Consider the following 19659-nt stretch of genomic DNA (forward strand, 5'->3'; position numbering starts at 1 on the left):
GCAGCGGGCGTATCGAGATCCACCCACGTCAGCACGGAGGCCTGCAGACCGGGACTGCTGAGCACGGCGGGTCTCGATACGCCGCTCCGCAGCTACTCGACCAGCATGATGGGGAGAGCTGCGCTCCCTGCACTCCGCGGGCGTGGCGCAGGCCCTCCCTGCTGATCGAGTAGCCCGCACCGCGGGCGTATCGAGATCCCCCACCGCCGACGCCCTCAGCGCAGCAGCGCCTCGAGGTCCGCGACACCGCGCCCGGCGAGCGTCGGCCAGAGCGTGCGGTCCGCGCCCGGCGCGAGCTCCGCATCGTGCGGCACCCCGACCGCGCACGCCCCGGACGCCACGGCCGCCGCGAGTCCCGTCGGCGAGTCCTCGATCGCGACACAGTGCGCGATGTCGACGCCGAGCGTCGCGGCCGCCAGCAGGTACGGCTCCGGATCCGGCTTGCCGCGCGACACGTCGTCGCCGGTGACGAGCGCGGCGAGCGGCACCTCCGCCGCCAGCGCATCGACGACGACCTGCGCCATCACGCGTGACGACGTGGTCACGATCGCCTGCCGCACCCCCGCCCGGTGCAAGTCGCGCAGCAGCTCGCGCGCCCCCGGCCGCCACACCAGCCCGCGGTGCATCTCCGCGAGCACGTCGCGCTCGAGCGCCGCCTCCACCTCGGCGTCCGGCAGCTCGACCCCGGCGGCCTGCAGCGCCCGCACCGTCTGCTCCATCGTGCTGCCGATCAGCGCGAGCGCGTCGGCACGCGTCCACTCGCGGCCGAAGCGCCCGGCGAGCACCTCCTGCGCCCGCACCCACGCGGGCTCCGAGTCGACGATCGTGCCGTCCATGTCCCAGAGCACCGCCTCCAGGCCGGTCGCACCCTCCGGGCCGGGCACTGCCTCGAGCCCGGTCACGACGCGGCCCCCGCCGTGCGGCTCCGACCGAGGACCCCGGCGAGCAGCACCGCCACGACCCCCGCGATCGGCACCACCAGGAGCCCCACCCGCAGCCCCGCGCCGTCGGCGACCAGCCCGACGATCGGCGGCGAGAGCAGGAAGCCGAGCCGCATCAGCCACGAGACGATCGTGACTCCGGTGCCCGCGCGCAGCCCCCGGATCTCGTCGGCCTCGTGCATCGCCGCGGGGACCGTCGTCGCGAGCCCGAAGCCGGCGGCCGCGAATCCGGCGATCGTGCCCGGAACGGACGGGAACGCCAGCGCCGCCCCCATCCCGAGCGCCGCGATCGCCCCGCCGATCCGCAGCACGGTGCGCTGGCCGAAGCGGTCGACCAGCCGGTCGCCGAGGATGCGCCCGACGAACTGCGCGCCGACCAGCGCGACGAAGCCGTACGCCGCCACCGCCGCGGTCGCCCCGAGCGAGCCGCCCAGGTAGACGGCGGCCCAGGTCGACGCCGCGTCCTCGACGAGGGTGCCCGCGATCGCCACCGCGACCATGGCCGCGAGCAGCAGCACCACCCGCGGGCGGACGCGAGCCCGCACGACCCGCGCGGCCCCCGGCTCGGCCGCGGTCTCGTCGTCGCGACCCCGCAGGAGGAAGCGCAGCGCGGTCAGCGCGACCACCGCGAAGAGCACCCCCGAGATGCTCAGGTGCACGGCGCGGGGCAGGCCGAGCGCGATCGCCCCGGCCGCCATCGAGCCGCCGAGGACCGCGCCGATCGACCAGATCGCGTGGAAGGAGTTGATGATCGAGCGCCCGTAGCGGCGCTGTACCCGCAGACCGTGGCTGTTCTGCGCGACGTCGGTGATCGCATCGGTCGCGCCGGCGAAGGCGAGAGCCCCGGCGAAGACCAGCAGCGACGGCGAGAAGCCGGCCAGCACCGTCCCGATCGCGGTGAGGATCGTGCCGAGCACCGCGGCGCGGCCGCTGCCGAGCCGCCGGATCACGACGGCCGCGGCGAGCCCGGCGACGACCGCGCCGGCCGGGAACGCGGCGATCGCGACCCCGTAGGCCGCGTTGTCGAGCGCCAGGTCGGCCTTGATCTCGGGGAAGCGCGGGACGAGGTTGGCGAAGAGCGCGCCGTTGGTGAGGAAGAGCGCGGCGACGGCGGTGCGGGCGCGGCGCGACTCGGTGGACGGCGGCGCGAGGGCGGTGGACATGCGTACGACCGTACACGCAGTGTGTACGATCGTGCACATGGACAGCACCGACCACGTCGCCGCCGAGCATGTCGCCGACGAGCATTTCGCCGCCGACCACTTCGCCGGCGACGAGCGCAGCAACCGCGAGCGGATGCTCGCCGGCGACCTCTACATCGCCGACGACCCGGAGAGCACGCGCCTCGCGCAGCGCGCCGCGCGACTCGCCGACGCCTACCACCGCGCCGCTCTCGCCGACGAGGCGGCCGCCCGCCCGCTGCTCGAGGAGCTGCTCGGCTCCCTCGGCGAGGGCGCGTTCGTGAAGCCGCCGCTGTTCGTCGACTACGGCGAGAACATCACGATCGGCCCGCGCACCTTCGTCAACTACCACCTGACCGCGCTCGACGTCGCGGCGATCACCATCGGCGCCGACTGCCAGATCGGCCCGAACGTCCAGCTGCTCACGCCGACGCACCCGGTGGAGCCCGGTCCGCGCCGCGACAAGCTCGAGGCCGCGCGGCCGATCACGATCGGCGACAACGTCTGGCTCGGCGGCGGCGTGATCGTCTGTCCCGGGGTGAGCATCGGCGACGACAGCGTGATCGGAGCGGGTGCCGTCGTCACCCGCGACATCCCGGCCGGCGTCGTCGCCGTCGGCACTCCGGCACGCGTGATCCGGAGCGTCACCGAGTGACCGAGACCGCTGAGAGCGCGCCCGTCCCGCGCGCACCACGCCGCACCGACCCGCACCGGCGCGACCGCATCATCGACGCCTGCCTCGACGTCATCGCGGAGGAGGGGGTCGCCGGCACCTCGCACCGCCGCGTGGCCGCCGCCGCCGACGTGCCGCTCGGCTCGATGAGCTACCACTTCGCCGGGATGGACGAGCTGCTGCACGAGGCGTTCACCCGCTTCGCCGACTCCGTCGCCGAGCAGACCCTGCGGCGGATGACCGACGCCCGCACCCCCGACGAGGCGCGCGAGGCCGTCGTCGACGTCGTCCTGCACGACATCTTCGGCAGCCGCCGCGAGCTCGTGATCACCCACGAGCTCTACACCCTCGCCGCCCGACGTCCGGAGTACCGCAGCATCACGCACACCTGGATGGCCCGCTCCCGCGCCGCCCTCGAGCGCCACGTCGACCCGATGACCGCCCGCATGCTCGACGCCCTGATGGAGGGCCTGACCATCCACCGCGCCCTCGACGAGGAGCCCGCCGACGACGCCGTCGTCCGCGAGGCCGTCCGCCGCATCCTCGGCTGACCCGTCCCTCCCCTCCCCCTCCGCGAGATGCCACTTGTGCACGCTTCTCACGGCGTGTCGCGTGCACAAGTGGCATCTCGCGGAGGGGTCAGGCGGGGGTGGCAGGGTGGAGGGATGGCTTCTCCCCAGGACTTCGACCTCGACGAGCTGCGGGGGCGCGTGCTGGAGGAACGCGGCGGGGAGGTGGACGACAGCATCCCGGAGCTCGCGGCGGCCGACCCGGAGCTGTGCGGGATCGCGCTCGCGCTGCCGGACGGCACCGTGCGCTCGAGCGCGCAGGCGGACGTGCCGTTCAGCATCCAGTCGGCGGTCAAGCCGTTCCTCTTCGCGCTCGCGCTGCTCGACACCGACGGCGACGCGCTCGACCGCGTCGGCATCGAGCCGACCGGCGAGGCGTTCGACGCCCTCAAGCTCGAGAGCGGCACCGGCCGCCCGCCGAACCCGATGGTCAACGCGGGCGCCCTGCTGACCGCTGCACTCGTCGACGGCGGCGACGCGGAGGGCCGCGGCGAGCGCATCCTCCGCGGTCTCTCCGCCTTCGCCGGCCGCTCGCTGGAGGTCGACGAGAGCGTCGCCTCGAACGAGCACCTGCTCGGCGACCGCAACCACGCCCTCGCGCACCTCATGCGCGCGGAGGGGACGCTGCAGCTCGGCGCCGACGACGCGGTCGCCGCCTACGCCCGCGCCTGCGCCGTGCTCGTCGACGCGGAGGCCCTCGCGGTGATGGGCGCGACCCTCGCGCTCGGCGGCGTGAATCCCGCGACCGGCGAGCGCGTCGTGCCGGCCCGCGTCGCCCGCGACGTCGTCTCCGTGATGGCCACCTGCGGCGTCTACGACGGCTCCGGCCGCTGGATGCGCGCCGTCGGCGTCCCCGCCAAGTCGAGCGTCTCCGGCGCGATCGTCCTCTCCGCCCCCGGCCGCCTCGGTGCCGCCGTCGTCAGCCCGCCCCTCGACTCCCAGGGCACCAGCGTCCGCGGCGCCGCCGCGAGCACCCTCCTGTCGGCCGAGCTCGCCCTGCACTCCTTCGACCCGACCCCCCGCTGATGCTGATGCTGATCGAGTAGCGCCCGCAGGGCGCGTATCGAGATCCGCCCGCACTGAACACGTGGGTCTCGATACGCCGCTCCGCGGCTGCTCGACCAGCATGGGTGGGCCGCTCCGCGGCTACTCGACCAGCGGGGTGGACCGCTCCGCGGCTGCTCGACCAGCGGGGTGGACCGCTCCGCGGCTACTCGACCAGCAGGAGGGGCCGCTCTGCGGCTACCTGACCAGCGTGGAGGGGCCGCCGCGCGAGACCCGCGACCGCGAAGCGGAGCCCCTCCGAACAAGCACGCCCTGCCTGCTGATCGAGTAGCGCCCGCAGGGCGCGTATCGAGATCCGCCCGCATGGAGCACGTGGGTCTCGATACGCCGCTCCGCGGCTACTCGACCAGCATGGGTGGGCCGCTCCGCGAGAGCCGCGACCGCGAAGCGGAGCCCACAACACGAGCCCGCCACTGCCCGCGAAAGGCCGAGGTCACCGGCGAATCGCGTGCTAGCGATTCGTCGTAGCGGTAGGCGAGACGCTCTGCGGTACCCGGCCACGCACCCCAGCCGACTGCGGAGCGCGTGACGACGAAGGAGGAACGTGCTCGTTCAAGCACCGCCCGCTCAATCGAGCAACAGCGCAGGCTCCTCCAGCACGCTCGCGACGTCGGCGACGAAGCGGCTGACGACGTCGCCGTCGACGACGCGGTGGTCGAAGGAGCCGCCGACGGTGGTGACGAAGCGGGGGCGGACCTCGCCGTCGACGACCCAGGGCTTCTGCTTGATGGTGCCGAGGGCGATGATCGCGACCTCGCCGGGGTTAAGGATCGGGGTGCCGGTGTCCATGCCGAACACGCCGATGTTGGTGATGGTGATGGTGCCGTTCTGCATGTCGGCGGCGGAGGTCTTGCCGTCGCGGGCGTCGAGGGTGAGCTTCTCGAGGGCCTGGGCGAGCTCGAGGAGGCTCATCGACTGGGCGTCCTTGACGTTGGGCACGAGCAGGCCGCGCGGGGTCGCCGCGGCGATGCCGAGGTTGACGTAGTGGCGGACGAGGATGTCCGTGTCGGTCCAGGCGGAGTTGACCGTCGGGTTCCGCCTCACCGCCCAGATGATGGCCTTGGCCATGATCAGCAGCGGCGAGACCTTGACGCCGGCGAAGTCGGGCGAGTTCTTCAGGCGCTTGACGAACTCCATCGTGCGGGTCGCGTCGACGTCCACGAAGACGCTGACGTGCGGCGCGGTGAAGGCGCTGCGCGACATCGCCGAGGCGATGGCCTTGCGGACGCCGCGGACGGGGATGCGGTCCTCGCGGGAGTCGCCCCAGGCGGGGGTCTGGATGTTGCGGAAGACACTGGCCTGGGAGGCGTGGCGGATGACGTCGTCGCGGGTGACCTCGCCGGCGAGGCCGGTGGCCTGCACCTCGAGCAGGTCGACGTCGAGGTCCTTGGCGAGCTTGCGGATCGGCGGCTTCGCGATGACGGGCAGCGCCGACGAGGCGGGCACCGAGGTCGGTCGCGGCGGCGACGCCGGGCGGGCCGGCTTCTCCGGAGCGGCGCCCGCGGCCGGACGGCGACGGCGGGTGGCGACGTGGCCGCCGGCGGTGCCATAGCCGACGAGTGCGGCGCCGGAGCCCTCCCCTGGCTCGGTGGTCGAGGGTGCGGGCGGGGCGGCGGGCGGCGCGGCCTGCGCGGGCATCGCCGGGATCTCGGAGCCGGCCGATCCCGCGCCCTGCACGGTGATGATCGGCGTGCCGACGTCGACCGTCTGGCCCTCGTCGACGAGCACGTCGACGACGGTGCCGCTGAACGGCGAGGGCAGCTCGACGAGCGACTTGGCGGTCTCGATCTCGACGAGGACCTGGTTGACGCTCACCTCGTCGCCGACCTTGACCCGCCAGGAGACGATCTCGGCCTCGGTGAGGCCCTCGCCGACGTCGGGGAGGAGGAAGTGCTCTGTCATCGTCGGGACTCCTGGCTGTGCCGGTTCTGCATGAGGGAAGGGGGCGCGTGGGGACGCCGGGGCGTCGGCCGGTGCGTCAGTACGCGAGCGAGCGGTCGACGGCCTCGAGCACGCGGTCGACGTCGGGGAGGAAGAGCTTCTCGACCTTGGCGGGCGGGAAGGGCGTGTCGAAGCCCGCGACGCGGAGCACCGGCGCCTCGAGCGAGTAGAACGCCTTCTCGGTGACGGTCGCGGCGATCTCGGAGCCGAGGCTCACGTTCGCGGACGCCTCCTGGGCGACCACGAGCCGGCCGGTCCTGCGGACCGAGGCGAGCAGCGGCTCCCAGTCGATCGGCGAGAGCGAGCGCAGGTCGACGACCTCGACGCTGGTCCCCTCCTCGCCGGCGAGCTCGGCGGCCTGGAGCAGCACGGAGACCATCGGCCCCCAGCCCACGACCGTGACCTCGTCGCCCTGGCGCACGACGCGGGTCGCGTGCAGCGGGGCGGCGGACGCGCGGAGGTCGACGTCGCCCTTGGGCCAGTAGCGGCTCTTGGGCTCGAAGAACATCACCGGGTCGTCCGAGGCGATGGCCTCCTGGATCATCCAGTAGGCGTCGTTCGGGGTCGACGGGCTGACCGCGCGGAGGCCCGCGGTGTGCGCGAAGTAGGCCTCGTTGCTCTCCTGGTGGTGCTCCACCGCTCCGATGTGCCCGCCGTAGGGCACGCGGATGACGACGGGCATCGTGAGCGAGCCCTCGTGCCGGTTGGTCATCTTCGCGAGCTGCGAGGTGATCTGGTCGAAGGCCGGGTAGATGAAGCCGTCGAACTGGATCTCGCAGACCGGGCGGAAGCCGCGCATCGCGAGGCCGATCGCGGTGCCGACGATGCCGGACTCGGCGAGCGGGGTGTCGAGCACGCGCTGCGGCCCGAACTCGGCGTGCAGGCCCTCGGTGATGCGGAAGACGCCGCCGAGCGGTCCGATGTCCTCGCCCATCAGCAGGACGCGGTCGTTCTCGGTCATGGCGCGGCGGAGCCCGGCGTTCAGCGCCTTCGCCATCGACATGGACTCCAGCTGCGTGTCGCTCAGCGGCGGCTGGACGGTGGTGCTCGTGTCGATCGTCATCGCGGGTCGCCTCCCAGCGCGTCCTCGTAGCCCTGAAGCCACGCCTTCTGCTCCGCCACCTGCTGGTGCGGCTCCGAGTACACGTGGTCGAACATCACGTCGACGGGCGGCGCCTCGAGCGCGAGCAGGCGCTGCCGGATGTCCGCGGCGAAGTCCTTCGCCTCCTCGTCCACCTCGTCGAAGAACGACTGCGGGGCGCCGAGACCGCGCAGGTACGCGGCAAAGCGGGTGATCGGGTCCTTCGCGACCCACGAGGCGAGCTCGTCGTCGGTCCGGTACTTCGTGGGGTCGTCGCTCGAGGTGTGTGCGCCGATGCGGTAGGTGAGCGCCTCGATGAACTGGGGGCCGCCGCCGGAGCGGGCGTCGGCGAGGTGCTTCGCAGTGACGGCGTAGCTGGCGAGCACGTCGTTGCCGTCGATCTGCACGCCCGGGATGCCGAAGCCGGAGGAGCGGAGGTAGAGCGGGCTGCGCGACTGCGTGGCGACGGGCACCGAGATCGCGTAGTGGTTGTTCTGCAGGAAGAACACCTCGGGCGTCTGGTAGCTCGCGGCGAAGACCATGGCCTCGCTCACGTCGCCCTGGCTGGAGGCTCCGTCGCCGAAGTAGACGATGACCGCCGCGTCCTTCTCGGGGTCGCCCGTGCCGGTCGCGCCGTCGAAGGTGAGGCCCATCGCGTAGCCGGTCGCGTGCAGCGCCTGCGAGCCGAGGACCAGCGTGTAGAGGTGGAAGTTGCCGTGCGCGGGGTCGGCCGGGTCCCAGCCGCCGTGCGTCACGCCGCGCAGCAGCGCGAGGACTCGGAGCAGGTCGACGCCGCGGACCTTGGCGACGACGTGCTCGCGGTAGGAGGGGAAGACGTGGTCCTGCGGGCGCAGCGCGAACGCGGAGCCGACCTGCGCCGCCTCCTGCCCGTGGCTCGGCACCCAGAGTCCGAGCTGCCCCTGACGCTGCAGGTTCGCCGCCTCGATGTCGAACCGGCGGACGACCGCCATCTCGCGGTAGAAGGAGCGGTGCTGCGCCTCGTCGATCCCGTCGAGGAGGGGGGCGTACTGCTCGGCCGCGGGGGTCGGCGCGAACCGGCCGTCCGCGGTGAGGAACTGGACCGTCGGCGTCTCGCTGGTGGCTGCCACCCGACTAACCTATCCGCCTCGCGGGATGCCCCTTCGGGAGGGTCCCGACAATCTCCGCCGCCGCCGTGAGGAGCTTGTCGACAGAACTCGCCTCGCCGACCGACACCCGGATGCCCTCGGGCGGGAAGGCGCGGACGACCACGCCGGCCCGCTCGAAGACCGCCGCGGCCGCCTCCGTCTGCTCGCGGGTGTCGAACCAGAGGAAGTTGGCCTCCGACTTCGGGATGGTCCAGCCCTGGTCGAGCAGCGCCTCCCAGAGGTGGTCGCGCAGCTGGGCGATGCGGCCGACGCGCTCGAGCAGCTCCTCGCGGTGCTCGAGCGAGGCGACCGCCGCGGTCTCCGCGAAGCGGGTGACCGAGAGGGGGATGGCGGTCGAGCGGGCGGCGTCGAGGATCCGCGGGTGCCCGATCGCGTAGCCGACGCGCAGCCCCGCCAGTCCGTAGGCCTTGGAGAAGGTGCGGGCGACGACGAGGTTGGGGTGGCGGCCGAGGAGGGTCGCGCCGTCCACCGCGCGCTCGTCCCCGACGAACTCGGCGTAGGCCTCGTCGAGCAGGACGAGGACGTCGGCCGGCACCTTCTCGAGGAAGGCCGCCACGTCATCCGCGGTGGCGACGGTCCCGGTGGGGTTGTTGGGGCTGCAGACGATCACCAGACGGGTGCGCTCGGTGATCGCCTGCGCCATCGCGTCGAGGTCGTGCGTGTCGTCGGCGCGCAGGGGGATGCGCACGCCGGTGGCGCCGGCGGTGGTGATGAGGGAGGGGTAGGCCTCGAAGGAGCGCCAGGCGTGCACGACCTCGTCGCCCGGCCCTGCGGCGGCGGTGATCAGCTGGGCGATGACGGCGACGGAGCCCGCTCCGACGATCACCTCCTCGATCCCGACGCCGTAGCTCTCGGCGAGCGCCGTCCGGAGCGCCGTGGCCGCGGCGTCCGGGTAGCGGTTGAAGTCGGTGATCGCCTGCACCCGCTCGAGCACCGAGGGCAGCGGATCGAACGGGTTCTCGTTGGAGGAGAGCTTGAACGCGTCCGCGGAGGCGGCGCGGCCCTGGCGGTAGGCCGGCAGAGCGAGGATCTCGGGGCGGAGGCGGACGGGTGGCTCCTGCTGATCGGTCACCCGGACCATGCTATTCGGGCGGCGGCCGGGCGAGCCGCGCGAGGCACCCTTCCCCGCCGCAGGTGCGCCCGGGTGGAGGCGGGCTGCGCCAGAGTGGAGGCATGCGCAGACTCCTCCTCGGCCTCGCCACCAACGCCGTCGCCCTCTGGCTGACCACGCTCGTCGTCGCGGGCGTCCGCGTCGATCCGTACGAGCAGGGGCCGACCGCCGCGGTGCTCACGTACCTCCTCGTCGCAGTGATCTTCGGCGTCGTCAACTCCGTGGTCGGCGGGGTGGTCCGCGTCGTGGCCTTCCCGCTGTACGTGCTGACGCTCGGTCTCGTCTCCTTCCTGGTGAACGGCCTGCTCCTGCTGCTGACGGCCTGGATCAGCGGCCTCTTCGGCTTCGGCCTGGTCGTGGACGGCTTCTGGTGGGGCGTCCTCGGCGCCCTGGTGCTCGCGATCGTCAACTGGTTCATCGGGCTGCTCCTGCGCCCCTTCGCTCGCGACCGCCGCCGGGACTGACCGGCACGGTCGTCAGCCGGGCGGCGACGCGCGAGTCCGGCGCTCCCCGCCAGAGCGGGAACAGGGCGGCCCCTGTCGCCGCGAGCCGGGGGTCGGCCGCCGCATCGAGGGCGTGCCCGGTCGCGACGTAGGCGTCGAGGGCGTGCGCGGGCACCGGAGTGTCGCGCACGATCCCCGCCGGGGAGTCGCGCTCGACCAGCACGACCCCCGGCTCCTCCGCCGCCGTCCGGCTGAAGCCGCTGAGCGCCGGCACCAGGTCGTCGGAGTGCTCGATCGAGAGCGAGCGCGTCCCCTCCGGCAGGTCCAGCCCGCGCACCGGACTGCCGAAGGTGACGACGTCGTGCACGTCGTAGCGCCCCGGCTGCGCCACCCGGAGGGCGACCAGACCGCCCTGCGAGTGCGCGGCGATCGTGACGGGGGCCCCGGCGGGGATCCCGGCCGCCGCCATCGCCGCGAGCGCTCCCTCGACGGAGGCGGCGCGCCCGCCCGCCATCGCCTGCAGGTTCGACGGAGCCCCGAAGGCCTGCTCCGGGTCGGCGCTCCAGTCGGTGGTGCCGGAGAGCGTGATGAGCCACTCCCCTCCGTAGCGCTCGATCACCACCTGCGGACCGTCGGGATCGCTCGGCGGGATCCGCGCCGCGAGCTCCCCCCAGCCCGTCGGCGCGGCGAGCGGGTCCACCGGCGGCGGCACCCGCTCCACCCGCAGCTCCCGCTCACCCGGCGCCGGCAGCACGCCGAACACCGTCCCCAGGATGACGAGCGCCCCCGCGGCCGACTGCACCCCGTTCCCGATCACCTGCTCGGACGTCGGTCGCCCCACCGCGTCGGCCAGCGGCGGCGGGAGCAGCAGCACCCCGATCTCGGTGCCGAGGCCGATCGAGGAGATCACCCCGCGCAGGCCCTCGATCAGGAGAGGGTCGCCCAGCAGTGCCCGGACGAGGTCCTCTCCCTCCTCCTTCAGGTCGGCCTCGGCACCCTCGTCCCCCGCGAGGGCTCGCGCCGCCGCCGAGACCGACCCGAACGCGGCGTCGGTGACCGCCCTGACCAGCACCGCGGCGTCCTCGACGGCGCCGGGAAGCCGCCGCGCGAGGGACTCGCCCGCACGCCGCTCGAAGAGCGCGACGGCGGTCCGCGGTCCGAGGATCCCCGGCATCCCCGGCACCGCGTCCTCCTCCGCCCGCTCGTACTCCGCCGCCGCCGCGGCGAGCGCCTCCCGGAGCGCCACCGCGTCGGCCTCGAGCAGGCGGAGCCGATCGCCGAGCGCCGCCGGCTCACCCGCCCGGGCCGGCGCCGCGAGCATCACCGCGGGGACGAGCCCGTCGCCGAGCACCGCGCACTCGGCCAGCCCCGCCGCGAGCCCCTCGAGCGTCCGCCGGCGCTCGTCGAGCTCGGCCGTCTCCACCCGCACCGGGGACGGCGCCCTCATCCGCCCGCCCCCACAGCCAGCCCGCGCGCCGCCGCCTCCGCCGTCGCGAGCCCGGCCAGCAGCTCGGCCGCCCGCTCGGCGTACTCCCGCGCCGCCGCCCCCTCCCAGTCGGCGTCGGGCAGGAGTCCGCCCGCCTCCCCGCGGAGCACCCCGATCCGCTCGGCGAGCGCCGCCACCGCCGTGCTCGGCCACGGCGCCGCCGCGCCCGTCCCTCCCCCTGCAGCCGCCTCGACGCCCATCCGCCACCTCCCTTCTCTCGATGCCCGCGGCCAGCCTCGGGCACCGCGGTCGGCCGCGGGCGGGCGCTCCCCGGAACGGTGGAGAGGTTGAGAATCCGCCCGCTGTGGAGGACCGCCGGTGCGCCATGATGGGCGGGTGACCCCCTCTTCCGCGCCGTCGGCGTTCGCCGTGTGCTTCGTCTGCACCGGCAACATCTGCCGGTCGCCGATGGCGGAGGTGGTGCTGCGCTCCCTCGCCGAGCAGGCCGGGCTCGGCTCGGTCATCACGATCACCTCCGCCGGCACCGGCGAGTGGCACCTCGGCGAGCACGCCGACCACCGTGCCCTCGAGGCGCTCGATCGCCGCGGGCTCGACGGCGCCCCGCACCGCGCGCGGCTCTTCGACCCCGCGCTCTTCGAGGAGTTCGACCTCGTCGTCGCCCTCGATCACGGCCATGAGCGGGCACTGCGCTCCTGGGCGCGCACCGACGTCGACCGGCAGAAGATCCGGCGCCTGCTCGCCTTCGAGCCGGGCCTCTCGGCGCAGGGCGACGTCCCCGACCCCTACTATTCCGATGCGGCGGCGTTCGACTCGGTGCTCGCGCTGATCGAGCGCGCGTGCCGGGCGCTCTTCGCCCAGATCGAACCGGGACTGCGCGGCAACCGCACGGTCCGCACCGACCCGCGATCGAGCCTCCAGACCGCGCGGGACCCCCGAGAACCGGAAGGCACCACCGCATGACCTCGCTCCCTCCCCAGCCGCTCAGCCCGCTCGACGGCCGCTACAGCGCCGCCGTCTCCGCCCTCGGCGAGCACCTGTCGGAGGCCGGGCTGAATCGCGCCCGCGTGCACGTGGAGGTGGAGTGGCTGGTCGCCCTCACCGACCGCCGCCTCTTCGGCTCCGAACCGGTCGAGGCCGCCGCCGCCGAGGAGCTCCGCCGCCGCGCCCGCGACTTCGGCCAGCCCGAGATCGACCGCCTGGCCGAGCTCGAGGCCGTCACCCGCCACGACGTGAAGGCGGTCGAGTACCTGGTGCGCCAGTGGCTGGCCGAGCTGGGCCTGGACCGCATCGCCGAGCTCACCCACTTCGCCGCGACCAGCGAGGACATCAACAACCTCTCCTACGCGCTCGTCGTCCGCCGGGCCATCGAGGACGTCTGGCTGCCGAAGCTGCGCACGGTCGTCGCCTCCCTGCGCGAGCTCGCCGTCCGCTACCGCGACGAGTCGATGCTCAGCCGCACCCACGGCCAGCCCGCGACGCCGACGACGATGGGCAAGGAGTTCGCCGTCTACGCCTTCCGCCTCGAGCGGGTCGTCGTGCAGCTCGAGGCCACGGAGTACCTCGGCAAGTTCAGCGGAGCGACGGGCACCTTCGCGGCGCACCTCGCCGCGGATCCGGACACCGACTGGGCGGCCCTCGCGGCGGAGTTCGTCGGCTCCCTCGGCCTCGTCTTCAACCCGCTGACCACCCAGATCGAGTCGCACGACTGGCAGGCCGAGCTCTACGGCAAGGCCGCGCACGCGAACCGGATCCTGCACAACATCTGCACCGACGTCTGGACCTACATCTCGCTCGGCTACTTCCGGCAGATCCCGCAGGCCGGCGCGACCGGTTCGTCGACGATGCCGCACAAGATCAACCCGATCCGGTTCGAGAACGCCGAGGCGAACCTCGAGCTCTCCAGCGCGCTGCTCGACTCGCTCGCGCAGACCCTGGTCACCTCGCGGCTGCAGCGCGACCTCACCGACTCGACGACCCAGCGCAACATCGGCGTCGCGTTCGGCCACTCCCTCCTCGCGCTCGACAACATCGCCCGCGGCCTGCTCGAGATCGACCTCGACCCGCGCGCCCTCGCCGCCGACCTCGACACCAACTGGGAGGTGCTCGCGGAGGCGATCCAGACCGTCATCCGCGCCGAGGTCGTCGCGGGACGCTCCTCGATCACGGACCCGTACGCGATGCTCAAGGACCTCACCCGCGGCAAGCGCCTCGGCGCCGAGGACCTCGCGGTCTTCGTCGACGGCCTCGACATCGGCGCTGCCGCGAAGGCCCGTCTGCTCGCGCTGACGCCCGCCGGCTACACCGGGCTGGCCTCGGAGCTGGTCGACCGCCTGAGCTGAGACGCCGTCGAGCTCGCCTGCGGGGGAGCTCGATGGAGACGGCCCCCGGCGCGGATGTCGGGGGTCGTGCCTAGGGTCGGAGCATGTCCCCCGATGCGGTCCCCCCGGACTGCGCCCTCGACGGCTGCCGCACGGCCGCCGAGTCAGGCGCGCCGGTGGCGCTCTGCAGCGCGCACCTCGGGCTGGCGCACGACTGGGTGGCGCGCGAGGACGGCGTCGTCGACGCCCTCCCCTCGCCGTGCCTCGTCTGCGGCTCGCGACTGGGCGTCCGGCACCCGTCGGGCTGGCTCTGCGCGGCCTGCGAGTGGCGGCTCGGCGACGCGCCCGACGGCGAGCTGCCGCCACCGCGGGTCGAGGTCGTCTACTACATCCGCTTCGCCGGGCGGATCAAGATCGGCACCAGCGGGAACCCCCGGCAGCGCCTGCACCGCCTGCGGCACGAGGAACTGCTCGCCTTCGAACGCGGCGGGCGGGCACTGGAGCAGCACCGCCACGCGCAGTTCGCCGTCGAGCGGCTGGAGCGGACGGAGTGGTTCACCCGCAGCGCCGCGCTCGACCGGCACGTCGAGGCGGTGCGGGCGGGCGAGCCCGACCCGTGGGCCCTGTACCGACGCTGGTGCAGCGAGGCGCTCGCGCTGCGGACCTGACCCGCCGCGGGGTCGCGCGGCCGGCCGGCACGCCCCTCCGACCGGGCAGCGGGTCCAGGCGCCCGGTCAGCGCGTCCAGGCGTCGACGAGCAGCGACCCGCGGATCTCGCGCAGCTCGTCGAGCAGCCGGTCGACGAGCCCCGCCGAGACGCCCGACGCGAGGACGTCGTGCGGCCCGAGCGGAGGCAGGCGCCCGGTCCGCACCCGCACCACCTCCCAGCCGACGGCCCGCAGCGCGCGGTCCTTCCGCCGGTCCGCCTCCTCGCGATGCCCCACGTGCTCGAGCCCGTGCCGCCCCGTGGAGTCGTACTCGATCGCCACCCGCAGCTCGCTCAGCACGATGTCCGGCCACGCCTCCAGGTGCTCGAAGAACGGCCGGCCCAGACGCACCGCCGTGAAACCCGGCTCGAACTCGAGCCGCTCGGCGAGCAGCGCGCGGAGCCGCGCCTCGACCGCCGACGCGGGCGGAGGCGCGCAGGCGCTGACGAAGGGCTCTCCGGGTGGGAGCTGCGGGGTCTTCGAGCAGATCCGCGGCGGGCGCGACCTCGTCGGAGTGCGGGCGGGACGGGGCGACCGAGCAGCAGCAGACTCGGAGACCGGGGCCGACGGGCGCTCGATCACCGGCTCCGCCGCGGGCCGCGGCGTCCGGGGCTTCGCGAGCGCCGCGCAGTCGGGACACCAGGACGAGCGCCGCCGCTCCCGGCCCGGACGGTGCCGCTGCTCCTCGGGAGTCGCGACGAACACGTGTCCCGCGTCGCACAGCCAGCACAGATAGACGTCGGCCGCCGGCGGGATCTGGCTGAGGACGATCCCCCCGTTGTACTCGGGCCGGTACTGGAGCACGAGCACCGGGAACGACGCCCACGCCTCCCGGTAGGTGCCCACCGGGTACGGGACGTCGAGCCCCCGCGAGAACCGCCGCCGCTCCCACCACCGCCCGATCGCCTCCGCCACCCCCGCACGCTAACCCGGACCACCGACGCCGCGGCGTGCATGCTGATCGAGGAGCCCGCGGAGCGGGCGTCTCGAAGGGGATCGGCGGGAGAAGGGGAGTCTGCAGCCCGCCGTGCTGAGGACGGCGGGTCTCGATACGCCCCTGCGGGGCTACTCGACCAGCATGCAGGCCCCTACGGGGCTACTCGACCAGCAAGAGTTGGAGCCGCCCACCAGCAGGCCGGGGCGGGCGACGGCACGCGGGGCTACTCGTCGAGCGAAGGGCGGCGTCGGCGGGCGAGGAGGGCGGCGGCGAGACCGAGGACGAGGGCGGCCAGGCCGCCGCCGAGCCACGGGCCGGGGTCACCTCCGGTGTCGGCCAGCGTCGGAACGACCGGCGCGGGCGAGACGACGGTCGTCTCGCCCGGTGCTCCGCACTCCCCGCGATGGACGACCGTTCCGTCCTTCGTGGCGAGCGTCTCAACCCAGTAGTAGTCGCCGGGCTCGGTGAACCGGGTCTCACCGGACCAGTAGGAGACGTCCTCGTTCAGGCCGGGCGTCGTGGCGACGGGGCTGCCCGACCCGTCGAAGACGCGGTTCGCCGGCGTGCACGTGTCCTGGTCGCCGCTCCTCCTGAACGCCTCGAACGTGATCACCGCGTCGGCCGGGACCCAGCCGTTCACGACGGCCTCGTCCCGCACCGGGTCGCCCACCTGCACTGCCGGGGTGGCCCGGGTGTGGACGTCAGGGGTGTGCACCGTGGTCGTCTCGCCGGGCGCTCCGCACGCACCCTGGGCGAGGATCCTCCCGTCGTAGGAGTGCAGCTCCTCCACCCAGTGCACGGCGCCCGCGGTGGTGAAGACGACCGGGGGCGAGGTGTAGGTGCCTGCCTTCTCTACGACGACCGGGGTGCCGGTCGTGTCCGCCACCAGCGTGGACGCGTCGCAGACCGGCGGCACGCTGTCAGCGGCGGACCTCGTGCCGGCCGCCGCCCGGTAGGCCTTCCACACCAGGTAGGCGCCCTTCGGCGTCTCCCCGGTGACGATCGCATCGTCGGTCGCACCGTCGTGCACCGCGCTGTCGGCCTGCGCCTTCGACGTCACATCGGGCACGGTCACCTTCGTGGTCTCCCCCGGCACTCCGCACTCACCGCGGTGCAGGACGCGGCCGTCCTTCGTCCGCAGCGTCTCCACCCAGTGATGAACGCCGGGCTCCGTGAAGCGGACCTCACTCGACCAGTACGACCTCTTCTCGTTCCGCCCCGCGGCGACCGCGACGGGCGACGTCGAGCCGTCGTAGACCCGGGACTCGACCGTGCAGGAGGCCCGGTCGCCGGTCTGCCGGTACGCCTCGAAGGTGATCACGGCACCCTCCGGCACGTCGCCGTCAACGACCGCCTCGTCCTTCGCGGTGTCCGACAGCGGCACGGAGGGCGTCGCCTTCGTGCGGACCTGCGGGGTCGTCACGCGCACGACCTCACCCTTCGTGTTCCACCCGTCCGCCCAGCCCGTGCTGAAGAGCGTCTCGGAGGCGGACCAGACCCAGACGATGTGGCCGGCCGAGTCCGCCGGCGCGGTCACCGCCTCCGAGGTGAAGGTGCCGGGACCCTCGACGAGGATGCTCGACGTCGTCAGGACCGTGGCGTTCTCCGGCCTCGTCGCCGGGACCGCTCCGGTGCCGGGCACCCAGTAGGCGGTTCCCGTGAAAGTGACGGGGACGCTCCTGCCGTCCTTCTTCAGCCAGGCTCCGGTGTCCTTCACCGTGAGGGTGTCCGTGGAGGTCGCGGAGACGGGGATCTCCTCGTCGGTGACCTGCGTCTCCGCCGCGACCGTCGTCGGCGAGAGGTGCGTCTCCGCGACCAGCCCGAACCCGTCCGACCAGGTGTAGCCGTCGGGGAGGAACGGCTTCACCCGGTCCGGCTGCGACGCCTCCTCGACGCGCCAGACCCAGGTGTAGAACCCGGCCGAGGGGACCGTCACTCCCGGGGACGTGTAGGTTCCCGGGCCGGTCGCGGTCAGCTCGACGCTTCCGGCGACGGGCGCGCCCGGCGGCACCGCGTCGGACTGCACCGGCTGCTCGGCGTACGGACCGTGGAGCGTGCCGCGGTAGACCACCGGCACGGGCGCGCCGTCGAGGGTCCGCCACTCCCCCGACCCGGGCGCGACGCCTGCCGTGACGGTGTCGGTCGCCTGCGTCCCGGCCTCCACGCGTCGTGTCGAGACCTGCGTCGATCCGATCGGCGAGAACAGGTTCGGGATCGGCGCGGAGGCCGCCGTGGCGGCGGCGATCGTGAACGAGCCGTCGATCTTCTGCCCCTTCGACGCGGTCCACTGCTCGGAGGTCACCCCCGGAGCCCAGGTCATGATGTTCCCCAGGTAGCCGGAGGCACCCGCCACCCGGATCTCGTCGGACCGCGCCTCGACGGCGAAGGAGGGGCCGGCGCTCGGGACGACGCGGAGCGTCCGCGACTCCCCGTCCTTCATCGTCGACTGCCCGGATCCGGTGTCGTCGAACACCGCGTTCGTCAGATGCACCGTCCCCGTCTGCCCGGGCGGATCGGTCCGAGCCGTGACCCGGCCGGTGCCCGCGCTCGACTGCATGTCGAGACTCAGCGACGCCGAGCCGGACGTCCGTCCCGGCCGCACCGCCGTCACGCCGGCGGCCTCCGCCCGGTACTGCCTCAGCAGCCCGAGCACGGCATCGCGATTCCCGCCGGCGCGGGCGCTGTAGTAGAGGTCGCCCGGCATGCCGTTGCCGTTGTACGCCGCGTTGTCCGCCACGTCCCACACGTACAGCGCGACGGCGGCCGCGGTGTTCGCATCCTCCGTGTTCCCGTGGACGTCCATGACGTAGCTCAGCCGTGCGAGCTGATCCGGCGACAGGGAGTTCCAGTCGCTGTTCAGCGACGGACCGGCCGTCTGGCTGTAGGGGATCGACGCCCTGATCTGCAGGCAGTACGCCAGCGTGCCGTCCGGGTGACGGTACGCGCCGAGGAACCCGCTCCCCAGGTCGTAGCCCGCGCCGTGCGTGGCCGCCGATGCCGACAGCGGCGCGAGGAACGACGAGGTCACCGCCAGTGACGTGCCCGCCCCGCCGACCAGTCCCGCCGCCAGGAGGCCTGCGGCCAGTCGGCGCCCCACCCGCATCCGGCCGCGGTGGGCGCCGCTCGGCCACACCACCGCTCGGTTCCGGTCACGCTGCGCGCCCACCGTGCGTCTCGCGGGCTCCCCCGCCCGTCGTCGTCGATCCATGCCGCTCTCTCCCCTGCGTACGTCGAGGCTCGCGCCTCACGCGAGCGCCGGATGCGGTCGCGTACCGGCACACGAGAGGCGTGCCGACGGACACCAAGGTAACCGTTCCATGGGATCATGATTCCGCTGGCGCGAATCATCCGGTACCCAGACGGTGTGGCAATACGCGCCTGTGGGATCCCGAGAGGGCCCCGTGCGGGAGGATGGGCGTCATGCCTTCGTCAGCGTCGTCCACGAGGAGCCGAGCGACCCCGGAGGAGGCCGACCTGGCCGTCCGGGTGGTCGGCAGCGAGATCAACAGGGGGATCCTGCGATCGCTGTCCCGGGCGGAGCGTCCCGAGCAGGGCCTGCTCTTCGGCGAGCTCGTGGAGGCGATCGGCCCGGAGCTGCCGACCGGCCGCGCCACGACGACGAGCCTCTACCGGCACCTCATCGAGCTGGAGGACGCCGGAGTGGTCCTCGGCAACCTCCCGCGCGAGCAGCGCCGCGGCCGCTCGGTCCAGTACCGCATCGTCGCGTCCCGCCTCGAGGAGATCTACGCCCGCAGCCTGGCGTACGCGCTCGGCGAGACCGCCCGCGACGACGTCTCCTCGTAGACCGGCCTGGTGACGAGGCGAGCGTGCTGCCGCGCCGCTGACGACGGCGGGTCTCGATACGCCCCTCCGGGGCTACTCGACCAGCATGAACGAGGGCGGTGCAATGCACCTGCCTCCCCGTCGCAACCGAGGCATGCAACCGCACTGCCGGCGACGGCGGGTCTCGATACGCCCTTCCGGGGCTACTCGACCAGCATGAGGCGGGGGCGGTGCAATGCACCTGCCTCCCCCTCGCGGCCGAGGCATGCAACCGCACTGCCGGCGAGGGCGGGTCTCGATACGCCCCTGCGGGG

18 protein-coding genes are annotated in these 19659 nt (G+C 73.7%); 8 read left to right on the forward strand and 10 right to left on the reverse strand.

The features are described from left to right. Nucleotides 1-215: 215 nt before the first annotated feature. Both MT351_RS01690 and MT351_RS01695 read right to left on the reverse strand, forming a co-directional pair. A complete protein-coding gene (locus MT351_RS01690; protein ID WP_243581092.1) occupies nucleotides 216-902 on the reverse strand; it encodes an HAD family phosphatase in 687 nt (228 codons plus the stop codon). After that, nucleotides 899-2104, reverse strand: coding sequence for an MFS transporter (locus tag MT351_RS01695; protein ID WP_132435058.1), 1206 nt, complete (start codon nucleotides 2102-2104; stop codon nucleotides 899-901). Before MT351_RS01695 ends, MT351_RS01690 begins: the two co-directional genes overlap by 4 nt. A gap of 37 nt (nucleotides 2105-2141) precedes the next feature. Here MT351_RS01695 and MT351_RS01700 point away from each other — a divergent pair, with 37 nt between their 5' ends. The 3 genes from MT351_RS01700 to glsA all read left to right on the forward strand — a co-directional run bounded on the left by MT351_RS01700 (nucleotide 2142) and on the right by glsA (nucleotide 4390). Next, a complete protein-coding gene (locus tag MT351_RS01700) occupies nucleotides 2142-2777 on the forward strand; it encodes a sugar O-acetyltransferase (protein ID WP_132435060.1) in 636 nt (211 codons plus the stop codon). Next, on the forward strand, nucleotides 2774-3346 hold the full coding sequence (locus MT351_RS01705; protein WP_132435062.1) for a TetR/AcrR family transcriptional regulator: 573 nt from the start codon (nucleotides 2774-2776) through the stop codon (nucleotides 3344-3346). Before MT351_RS01700 ends, MT351_RS01705 begins: the two co-directional genes overlap by 4 nt. Nucleotides 3347-3460: 114 nt before the next feature. Then, nucleotides 3461-4390: a glutaminase A gene (glsA, locus tag MT351_RS01710; protein WP_132435064.1), complete on the forward strand. Its 930-nt coding sequence runs from the start codon at nucleotides 3461-3463 to the stop codon at nucleotides 4388-4390. Nucleotides 4391-4996: 606 nt separating this feature from the next. Here glsA and MT351_RS01715 read toward each other — a convergent pair. The 4 genes from MT351_RS01715 to hisC all read right to left on the reverse strand — a co-directional run bounded on the left by MT351_RS01715 (nucleotide 4997) and on the right by hisC (nucleotide 9680). Next, on the reverse strand, nucleotides 4997-6331 hold the full coding sequence (locus tag MT351_RS01715) for a dihydrolipoamide acetyltransferase family protein (protein WP_123734739.1): 1335 nt from the start codon (nucleotides 6329-6331) through the stop codon (nucleotides 4997-4999). A gap of 76 nt (nucleotides 6332-6407) precedes the next feature. Further along, nucleotides 6408-7373, reverse strand: coding sequence for an alpha-ketoacid dehydrogenase subunit beta (locus MT351_RS01720; RefSeq protein WP_374204735.1), 966 nt, complete (start codon nucleotides 7371-7373; stop codon nucleotides 6408-6410). 56 nt (nucleotides 7374-7429) lie between these two features. Continuing rightward, nucleotides 7430-8560 (reverse strand): thiamine pyrophosphate-dependent dehydrogenase E1 component subunit alpha, encoded by a 1131-nt coding sequence (locus MT351_RS01725; protein ID WP_123734737.1) that lies wholly within the window; start codon nucleotides 8558-8560, stop codon nucleotides 7430-7432. Between the two features lie 4 nt (nucleotides 8561-8564). Further along, nucleotides 8565-9680, reverse strand: a complete 1116-nt coding sequence (gene hisC, locus MT351_RS01730; RefSeq protein ID WP_132435070.1) for a histidinol-phosphate transaminase — start codon at nucleotides 9678-9680, stop codon at nucleotides 8565-8567. Between the two features lie 92 nt (nucleotides 9681-9772). Here hisC and MT351_RS01735 point away from each other — a divergent pair, with 92 nt between their 5' ends. Then, entirely contained in the window at nucleotides 9773-10174 is a 402-nt protein-coding gene (locus MT351_RS01735; protein ID WP_123705656.1) for a phage holin family protein, read from the forward strand. Here MT351_RS01735 and MT351_RS01740 read toward each other — a convergent pair. Next, a complete protein-coding gene (locus tag MT351_RS01740; RefSeq protein WP_243581094.1) occupies nucleotides 10125-11600 on the reverse strand; it encodes a hypothetical protein in 1476 nt (491 codons plus the stop codon). The two genes, MT351_RS01735 and MT351_RS01740, sit on opposite strands and share 50 nt — an antisense overlap. Next, nucleotides 11597-11839 (reverse strand): hypothetical protein, encoded by a 243-nt coding sequence (locus MT351_RS01745; RefSeq protein ID WP_132435074.1) that lies wholly within the window; start codon nucleotides 11837-11839, stop codon nucleotides 11597-11599. The genes MT351_RS01740 and MT351_RS01745 overlap by 4 nt, the downstream gene beginning before the upstream one ends. Before the next feature lie 136 nt (nucleotides 11840-11975). Here MT351_RS01745 and MT351_RS01750 point away from each other — a divergent pair, with 136 nt between their 5' ends. From MT351_RS01750 to MT351_RS01760, 3 genes are all read left to right on the forward strand, one after another. After that, nucleotides 11976-12560 (forward strand): low molecular weight protein-tyrosine-phosphatase, encoded by a 585-nt coding sequence (locus MT351_RS01750; RefSeq protein ID WP_243581095.1) that lies wholly within the window; start codon nucleotides 11976-11978, stop codon nucleotides 12558-12560. Further along, nucleotides 12557-13939 (forward strand): adenylosuccinate lyase, encoded by a 1383-nt coding sequence (purB, locus tag MT351_RS01755; protein ID WP_132435076.1) that lies wholly within the window; start codon nucleotides 12557-12559, stop codon nucleotides 13937-13939. Before MT351_RS01750 ends, purB begins: the two co-directional genes overlap by 4 nt. A gap of 83 nt (nucleotides 13940-14022) precedes the next feature. Further along, complete coding sequence (locus MT351_RS01760) at nucleotides 14023-14586, forward strand: GIY-YIG nuclease family protein (RefSeq protein ID WP_132435078.1); 564 nt, start codon at nucleotides 14023-14025, stop codon at nucleotides 14584-14586. A gap of 66 nt (nucleotides 14587-14652) precedes the next feature. On the opposite strand, the gene MT351_RS01765 is transcribed toward MT351_RS01760, so the two are convergent. Both MT351_RS01765 and MT351_RS01770 read right to left on the reverse strand, forming a co-directional pair. Then, entirely contained in the window at nucleotides 14653-15540 is an 888-nt protein-coding gene (locus tag MT351_RS01765) for a hypothetical protein (RefSeq protein WP_243581096.1), read from the reverse strand. A 245-nt stretch (nucleotides 15541-15785) separates the two neighbouring features. Continuing rightward, the gene (locus MT351_RS01770; protein WP_132435080.1) at nucleotides 15786-18698 is read right to left on the reverse strand and encodes a hypothetical protein; all 2913 of its coding nucleotides are present in this window, start codon (nucleotides 18696-18698) and stop codon (nucleotides 15786-15788) included. A 284-nt stretch (nucleotides 18699-18982) separates the two neighbouring features. Here MT351_RS01770 and MT351_RS01775 point away from each other — a divergent pair, with 284 nt between their 5' ends. Continuing rightward, nucleotides 18983-19366, forward strand: coding sequence for a hypothetical protein (locus MT351_RS01775; RefSeq protein WP_132435082.1), 384 nt, complete (start codon nucleotides 18983-18985; stop codon nucleotides 19364-19366). Nucleotides 19367-19659 lie beyond the last annotated feature (293 nt).

It is taken from the genome of Rathayibacter sp. VKM Ac-2926, from assembly GCF_022815565.1.
GTDB classification, from domain to species: domain Bacteria; phylum Actinomycetota; class Actinomycetes; order Actinomycetales; family Microbacteriaceae; genus Rathayibacter; species Rathayibacter festucae.